The 7,503-nt window shown below is 57.5% G+C and carries 8 protein-coding genes; 3 read left to right on the top strand and 5 right to left on the bottom strand.

What is annotated here, in order from left to right:
- Positions 1–241: 241 nt before the first annotated feature.
- Positions 242–829, bottom strand: coding sequence for a hypothetical protein (locus tag CDA63_RS20670; RefSeq protein WP_126546978.1), 588 nt, complete (start codon positions 827–829; stop codon positions 242–244).
- 100 nt (positions 830–929) lie between these two features.
- Positions 930–1,310, bottom strand: coding sequence for a hypothetical protein (locus CDA63_RS19620; RefSeq protein WP_088466155.1), 381 nt, complete (start codon positions 1,308–1,310; stop codon positions 930–932).
- A gap of 628 nt (positions 1,311–1,938) precedes the next feature.
- On the opposite strand from CDA63_RS19620, the gene CDA63_RS19610 reads away from it, so the two are divergent.
- Positions 1,939–2,868, top strand: a complete 930-nt coding sequence (locus tag CDA63_RS19610) for a DUF3667 domain-containing protein (protein WP_088466153.1) — start codon at positions 1,939–1,941, stop codon at positions 2,866–2,868.
- Between the two features lie 203 nt (positions 2,869–3,071).
- Positions 3,072–3,281, top strand: coding sequence for a hypothetical protein (locus CDA63_RS19605; RefSeq protein WP_088466152.1), 210 nt, complete (start codon positions 3,072–3,074; stop codon positions 3,279–3,281).
- Positions 3,282–3,402: 121 nt separating this feature from the next.
- Here the strand turns inward: CDA63_RS19605 and CDA63_RS19600 are convergent, their stop codons facing one another.
- The 3 genes from CDA63_RS19600 to CDA63_RS19585 all read right to left on the bottom strand — a co-directional run bounded on the left by CDA63_RS19600 (position 3,403) and on the right by CDA63_RS19585 (position 6,334).
- Entirely contained in the window at positions 3,403–4,002 is a 600-nt protein-coding gene (locus tag CDA63_RS19600) for a hypothetical protein (RefSeq protein WP_088466151.1), read from the bottom strand.
- 159 nt (positions 4,003–4,161) lie between these two features.
- Positions 4,162–5,283 (bottom strand): Fic family protein, encoded by a 1,122-nt coding sequence (locus CDA63_RS19595; protein WP_088466150.1) that lies wholly within the window; start codon positions 5,281–5,283, stop codon positions 4,162–4,164.
- Positions 5,284–5,719: 436 nt separating this feature from the next.
- A complete protein-coding gene (locus tag CDA63_RS19585; protein WP_088466148.1) occupies positions 5,720–6,334 on the bottom strand; it encodes a collagen binding domain-containing protein in 615 nt (204 codons plus the stop codon).
- 294 nt (positions 6,335–6,628) lie between these two features.
- Here CDA63_RS19585 and CDA63_RS19580 point away from each other — a divergent pair, with 294 nt between their 5' ends.
- Complete coding sequence (locus tag CDA63_RS19580; RefSeq protein ID WP_088466147.1) at positions 6,629–7,351, top strand: hypothetical protein; 723 nt, start codon at positions 6,629–6,631, stop codon at positions 7,349–7,351.
- The last annotated feature ends 152 nt before the right edge of the window (positions 7,352–7,503 follow it).

Here is a 7,503-nt window from a genome sequence, read left to right as displayed (position 1 = left end):
TACGCGGCCTCACGCCACATGAATTTGTGTGTGCCCAGTGGCAGAAAAACCCCGTTAACTTTACCCATGACCCGACCCACCTCACGCTGGGACTATACAACTAGTTCACGAAAACGGTCCGAAGCTAAACGCGCTCTGTTTGAAAAAAGGAGGGATTAGATAAGGGGGAGTTAGCTGCAGTCGCTCATTAAATCAGAAGCAGATAGGCACTTTTGCGGCTCCTGATGCCGATCCAAGTCTACTAGTATTGGTTCTCCAGCCATATGCCGGTAACGGGCCTTAATAGCAAGTTTTCACCTGACTGCTTTCTGCCTGAGCTGATGAAGCGGATGGTAGGGAAAACGAGAACGGTAAACCACTGCCCTTCCTCGTTGGACATCTCCCTTGCAGCGGGTAACGAATTATCCTTTTTCTCAAAGTCGATTGGCCCATACTGGGCAAGCACATCGCTAAAGCGGTGTTTACCGGGCTGTATGCCTTTAGCTGATGATACATTCGCCGTAGAGTCAAATGCAATCAATGCTAATCCCATTCGCCGCTTAGTTGTATTCGTATTGATATAGCACGTTAAGCCCCGTGCTGGGTAGCGCAGAGAGATGCCTGTTACCGTTTTAGTTGCAATGCACGTCCCATCAGTAGTAAGCGCTGTGCCTACACTCACTGTCTTTTCTGCCCGGTAGCGATGCCCCAACTGCGCTTTGACTTCCTTAGTGGATGACTTTCTTGTCTGAAGATCCAAAAACAGGGTATTACCTTGGATAACAGTTTGTCCCACTGCTTGCGTTACACTACCAATAAGCAGGGAGAGGAATAGACTATGCTTCGTCATTAGAACGGGGTTTGACTGCTTATTTAATAAAGATAATTGCTCAGCGGGTGGCCGGTAAACGCAGTTCAGCAAAAGGGTGCTACCCTGAACGAGTGCAATGCTAATTGCTTTCTGATGGGGTCAGCTTGTAGACCTGTATTCCTTCGGCCTGAATGGTGTCGTTGTCGCACTCATCGGCTTGGTCGCGTTCGTCGACTGGGTCTAAGGAGAGATAATAGCCAGTGGCCACCCGCAAAAACTTGAAGGATTCCACGTTGTAGAACGAAACGTCTTCGCTGTAAGCAAACGCGTATGCGCGAACGCGTTTAAACCGCAGCAGCAGCCGGTTTACGCGCTGGGAGTGTTGCAGCTGGAAGACCACCTCTGCTACCAAGCCGTCGCGTTCATAGCGAACGGCGAAGCCTTCCACGGTAGCATTGAGCAGCGTTTCCGAGCTGGTTAGCAAGCGAAGGGCATCGTCGTTTTCAGCCAGCAGGTGCATAAGGTGCCAGAAAGTAGAACCGCAATGGTACTACAGTTCAAGAAAAGGGTCCGAAGCTAAACAGGCTTCGTTCAAAGTAAAGAGCGTTCAGGTGAATAGTACCGCTGAAAGAACAATTCCAGCACTAGGACTATGTACAAACTACTATTACCTTTCGCCTGCCCGGCGTTTTCTCTCTCGCGCATTATTATCTGGTGAACCTCGCGCCATCCAAAGGGCAAGGGATAGCCCTGCTGACAACGATACTTCACGCACCCACATGATTACCTCTTTGCGCGCTAAAATCCTCCTTATCCTAATGGTGGTTGGTCTTTTCATTGCCGGCACGGGGGTCGGGGCCAATGTCCGTCGTGGCGGAGATACGCCCGCCGTGGCTACCCAAGGGAGCGGACCGCGTTTGGCCCCCCTCGCAGGATACCTGACCTGGGGCGGGTTGGGCCTGGTATTTGGGTGCTTTTTGCTACTTATAATCGAGCGCAAACGTCAGGACAAAGCCAAGTAAGGCGCTTAGTGATAACTTATCTGTCTATCCAAACGGTCCATCGCTTCATTATCCAATCCTTTGCGCGCCGCTGATGATATTGCGGTGTCCGACACTTCCCGGCCTTTCTTCTACCATTCCGCGCTTATGTCTTTCGACTACTCCTCACAACTGACGGCGGTGGTGGCTGCCGAGGCCTTGGAATCGGCCCCGGGTGGCGGCCCGCCCGCCCAGCACGCCTGCCTCGACTGCGGCGCGGCCCTGAGCGACCGGTTCTGCGCCCACTGCGGGCAACCGGCCGACACCCACCGCATCACCCTGAAGCATTTGCTGCTGCACGACCTGCCCCACTCCGTCTGGCACGTGGACAAGGGCCTGGCCTTTACCTTCTGGCAGCTGCTGACGCGCCCCGGCCTCACCATCCGCGGGTACTTGGCCGGGCAGCGCACCCGGCAGTTCCGCCCCGTGAGCTACTTGCTGCTGCTGGTGGGCCTGTCGGCCCTGGTCATGTCGGCCTTTCAGGTTGACCTGCAACAGGCCATGCTGTCGTCGCAGCCCACCGGGGCGGGTTCGCCATCCCAAGGGCTGATGGCGGTGGCGGTGGAGCGCTACGTCGCCCTTGGCATCAAGCACCCGTCCCTGATGCAGCTGGTAATCCTGCCGCTCAACGCCCTGGTGGCGTGGCTGCTGCTGCGGCGGGCGGGCTACAACTACGCCGAGGTGCTGCTGGCCAACGCCTTCATCGTCGGCACCTTGACCGTGCTCAACCTGGCCATCCTGCTGCCCGCGCTGCTGGTGGGCAATTTGGCATTTCTGCAGGTGGCTTCGCAACTTATTTTTATCCCGACGCTGGGGTACACGCTCTGGGTGAACGCGCAACTGCTGCGGGCCGCCCCCGCGCTCACGGCGGCGCGGCGCTACGGCCGGGCGCTGGGCATTTCCCTGCTGCAAATCGGCGTGCTGCTGCTGGCGATTGTGGTCTGCGTCGCCGTGCTCACGGTCCAGATACTGCGCGAACGGCCCGATTTGAGGCCCCACACAGCGCCGAAAAAGTCGCCGACGGCCGCCCTGCGCTAGCGGCCCAAAACTACAGTCTCTATTATGGGCTGCGTTAATCACTAGACCGAATGTTTATTTGACCTTTGGCTGGCCGACAGCGCTTCAAAAATTACCCGAAACTTAGGTATTGTGTGAGGCTAGTTCGAAAGCCAGATTTACCGGAAGAAACCCACGGCCTCGGCACCTTTATGTTTCCACGACACCACCGACTGCGAATCCTCATGAAAAACCCATCCCGCGCCTTCTACTTGGTTGCCACCTTATGCCTGCTCTTGGCCTTGGGCGGAGTCTTCATGGCGGGCTACTATTCCCGCCGCAACGACTCCTTGAGGGAGCTGGGGCTGGGGCTGAGCTTTGTGGGCGCGCTCTCGCTCATCTTCGCCTCCGCTGTGTATAAAAAACAAAAGGGCAACATAGACACTCCGCGCTAAGAAGACACGGATGAATTACGGCCTGGTGCCGTGCAAATGGGCTTATCCGCTTCGGTTCACTGAAACGGTCCGAAGGTAAACGCGTGCCGTTTGAAAAAACGAGCGATTTTCTGTGCCGCCCCTACTTCGATATATGCACCAGGTCGTAGTCGTGTGCGGTCACCCAAATGGACGTCTGCCCCCAAGCCAGTCCCTGGGATTTGGCGGCCCGGTGGATATGGTCCAGTAATTCCTGTAACCGCAACACCACCAACGCCTCCGCGAGGTCTCGGGCCCTTTCCAGCCCGTCGGAGGGGTCTTCCTCCTCCATGTATTGCGCAAACGCTTGCTGACCCGCCTCAAAGCCCCGCAGGACGAACGGCTCGGTGGTCGTCATGTCCTGCTCCCAGTCCGCCAGCCAGTCCAGCTCGCCGGGGTCTCCCACTTTCTCGAACGCAAACCCATCGACGTACCACTCGTCCGTGTTGATATCGAAGCCGTTCATCTCCAAGTAAAGGGCGTTGACCGGTTGGGTACGGGAAACACGGTCGTAAAAGGCGTTGAGCCAGCGCAGGCCTGCGTCGCGTTGGGGCAAAAGGCTGACGCCCCGCAGGGCGTGAAAATAAGCGGGCTCCATCTTGCCCAGCGCAGCTTCTACTTGGGCGATGGCCACGGATAGCTGGCTTTCCTCCAGATAGGAAGCGAGGTGCTCCAGTACATCATCATTCAAAGACGGGCTCATCGGATTCAAGGAGGCTAAGGGGCAGGATTATGGAAAAGGCAAAGTAAAGGGCTAAGCATTGCCCCCCGCTAATCGAACGTCTAGATAGCCTTTCGGCCGGATGTCGGGCGTTCATCGAAACGGTCCGATGGTAAACGGCCGGGACTTCCATTTCTCTAGTTACTCGCTCAATATGCGATGAAGCTCCAAGTTCTGGTAGTAGTGATGACCGGAGATGACTTTTTTGGCCAAGATGCCCATGTCCACTAACTGATTGAGGTACTTGCGGGCCGTGTTTTCCACGTACAGGCGCTCATCGGTCAGATGCTTGACCTTGGTAAAGGGCTGCGTAAAGAGGCTGTTGACCAGTTGCTCCGGGCGCTCCATTTGGGTATCGGTTACCACGGCCTGCAAAATGGCGTCCTTGGCCGCCACCAGGTCGTTGATTTTATCATACGTCAGGTTCGCCGTGGTTTCGACGGCCCGCAGCATGTAGAGCAGCCAGGATGTCCAATCACCCCGCTGCGACACCCCCGACAGGAAGGTGTAGTAGTCGGCCTTGTGGTCCATGATGTAGCGGCTCAAAAACAGAATCGGGTAATCCAGCAGCCCTTTATGGGTCAGGTAGTGGATGTTGAATACCCGACCCGTGCGGCCGTTGCCGTCGCGAAACGGGTGAATGGCTTCGAATTGAAAATGGCCAATGGCCATCTTCAGCACCGGGTCGAGGGGGAAGCGCTCGTCGTCGTTGAGGAAGGCGAGCAGGTTGGCCAGCTTGGCTTCCAGCACGCCCTTGCCCCGCGGAGGCGTGTAGGCCGCCTTCCCCGCGTTGGGGCCGGAGCCGCCCTGCTTGAGGTAGATCTGCGCGCTGGGCGGGCGGATGCCGTCCGTGGCCTGCGTGATTTGCCGGTATACTTGGGGGAAATACTCGGCCTCAATGGCCGGACGGTCCCGCAGGTAGTCGTGCCCGTGCCACAGGGCTTCGCGGTAACGCAGCACTTCCTTGGGCGCGCCCTCACTCGTCGCCGTGGCCTGCTCGCTGTAGGCTTTGTAGAGCTCGTCGTCGGTGGTAAAGATGTTTTCGATGGCGCTGGAGGCCTTGGCTTCCTGCAGGCTGATGCTGTTGATGAGCAAGCCTTGGTTGGGAATGACGGCACTCCGGCCCTGCAGCCGCCCCAGCGCGGCCCGGGCCTTGACTAACTGGCTCAGGATTTCAACCGTTTCGACCAGCGCTGCCGCCACGGGCAATTCCGGCAGCGCGTTCCACGGCTGGTTGCGGTCCGGGTTAATGGGATAGCTCATTTACGCGGTTTCACGGGTTAAGTGGCCTGTTACAAGCACAAACCTACGGCTTTTCATGCAGACATCACCGGACGCAATTATTTAATGTCTGCTCTGCTTTAGGCCTCATCAAGGACCGATTCCAGCAGACCAAACGTTAAAACAACATAGATTTTGATGCTTACGGCTACTTCGGCTTCGTCGAGTTCAAAATAAGGAGCGTGGCTGTTGCAGAAGTCTTGATATTGTATCCAGCACCAGTTGGACGTGCGATTTCGCAACCAGAAATGCTTTCCCAAGAGCTTTTTATGGTGGAGGCTCCTCGATAACTCCACCCTAGAACACTCGTCGAGGAGTTCTGCAACAGCCACGGTGCTCTTGACAACCAACTCGCTGCCGTTTTAGCTGCGCGCCGGTTCCGTTGGGCAGACGTTGGAAAGCGGCCTGGGCGCCTCGGTCAGCGCACCTGGATCACCCCAACCGAGGTGGTCGTGCCGCCCATGACGGAGATCGGCCGCGCAGGCGGCGGCGCGTACCCACTCGCGGGGGTAAAGGTCAGGGTGTAAGGGCCGGGCACCAAGTTATCTAGGATGAACACCCCCAGGCGCGCCTCTGGGGTCACGGCCGCCGCGCCGCTGCTGCCGGTGGCCGTCACGAGGGTCACGGCGCCGACGGGGTCCACCTGCCCACTCACCGAACCAGTGGCCGTGGAGCGGGCGTAAATCCCGCCGGCTTGATTCCTGCCGCCCGTCTCTACATAGGCGAAGTAGCCGTAGGCCGGCGTCACGAACCCCGGTGCCGCCACCGCGTGCAACGTGTAAACGCCCAAGACCAGCTTGAAGAACGTAAAGTCGCCGGTGGTCGGATCGGGGGCCACGGAAGACACGTCGCCGGCGCTGCTGGTGGCGGTAACGGTGCGAATGGAGTTGGGCGGGTACACGAACCCATGCAGGTCCCCGTGCCGTACGGTCGGGGCCACGGGGGCCGGCTCGGTCCCGCAGGCAGCCAGGGCCACGAACAGCCACAGGCCCAGCCATTGACGAAGCCACCGCGCTTCGGTTATTCGGTTCATGGGCTGTCAAAAACGCTTTTAGTCAGCAATCAGCAGATTAATATACAATTTAATTTATAATTAAACCGCGCATGTTACAATGCTTGTTGTTGGTCTGTAGCTGCACCCAATGCCGTGAGGTCTGAATTTCAAACAGCTAGCAGTTCAAAAGTGAGTTCACGAAAACGGTCCGAAGGTTAACGCATCTTTTGAGGAAACGAGGGTACTATTGGTGCTTGGGTGACCTATGCACGGTAGCTCCCGGGGTTTTGGTAATGGAAAGTGTTTTTCACCCCGTAGCTCGTTCTTTTGCCCATGCTTATTTCAGTCGACGATACACCCTTTGGTCATGCATTGGGGCAATTTATGTTGCTCTTCGACCAGTCGCCCCTTGACTTGGCGCATGCGCATGTAGCCTTTGCCGACCTCTCGGCCCTAGTGGCCCGCGAACATCCTGAGCGGGCCTGGCCCATAACGATACCCCGTGGGGATGGTCCCTCGCTTTCCGTGACCGTGGAAGGCATGCTGGCGTTGAAGCGCGCCAGGTACGCGGACCTGCAACCGGTTGCCCTTGCCGCCGTGGAAGCGGCGATGGCGCCGTGGCACGGAGCTACCGTGCGGGCGGTGACCGCAGAAAGAGGGAACTCGAGCGGTTCCATGCTCCACGTGGAGTTGAAGTTACCCACCGGGGAAACACAGGGACTGACAGCTCACTGTCCGTGGCAGGTAACGGCGGCGGGAGGGAGGCCATGTAGCTGGAACGAAGCAGTATCCCCCTTGCAGCGCGCTGTGTCCACCCTGCGCCGGAAGAAGGTCGCGAGCGTGCGAGTGCAAGTGAGCGGCGCACTGGAAGTGAGTTTTGCCACCGGAGCCGGGTTGCTGGTGGGCGGTGCCGGGTGGTACCCACAGGCAGAAGTGGCGGACCTGCATTATTGGCTGCATACCAACGACGCGATGTATCTGCGGGTGGCCACCCAATTCCTGCTTCAACCGCTTCGGGTGGAAGATGAACAGGCAGAAGAGGAAGGAGCTTCTTAAGTTTACTGAAACGGTCCGAAGCTAAACGCGGCCTTTCACTGAAAGGAGGATAATGAGGTGGTCTAGGCAAGACGGACAGAAGAAGGACGTATATTTCTTCTGTTATGGCAACAAAATCAAGCGGGACGTCGCCCGACAAACGGCGTAAATAC

It is taken from the genome of Hymenobacter amundsenii (assembly GCF_002204745.1).
Taxonomy (GTDB): domain Bacteria; phylum Bacteroidota; class Bacteroidia; order Cytophagales; family Hymenobacteraceae; genus Hymenobacter; species Hymenobacter amundsenii.
This window is presented reverse-complemented; position numbering and strand designations above follow the sequence as displayed.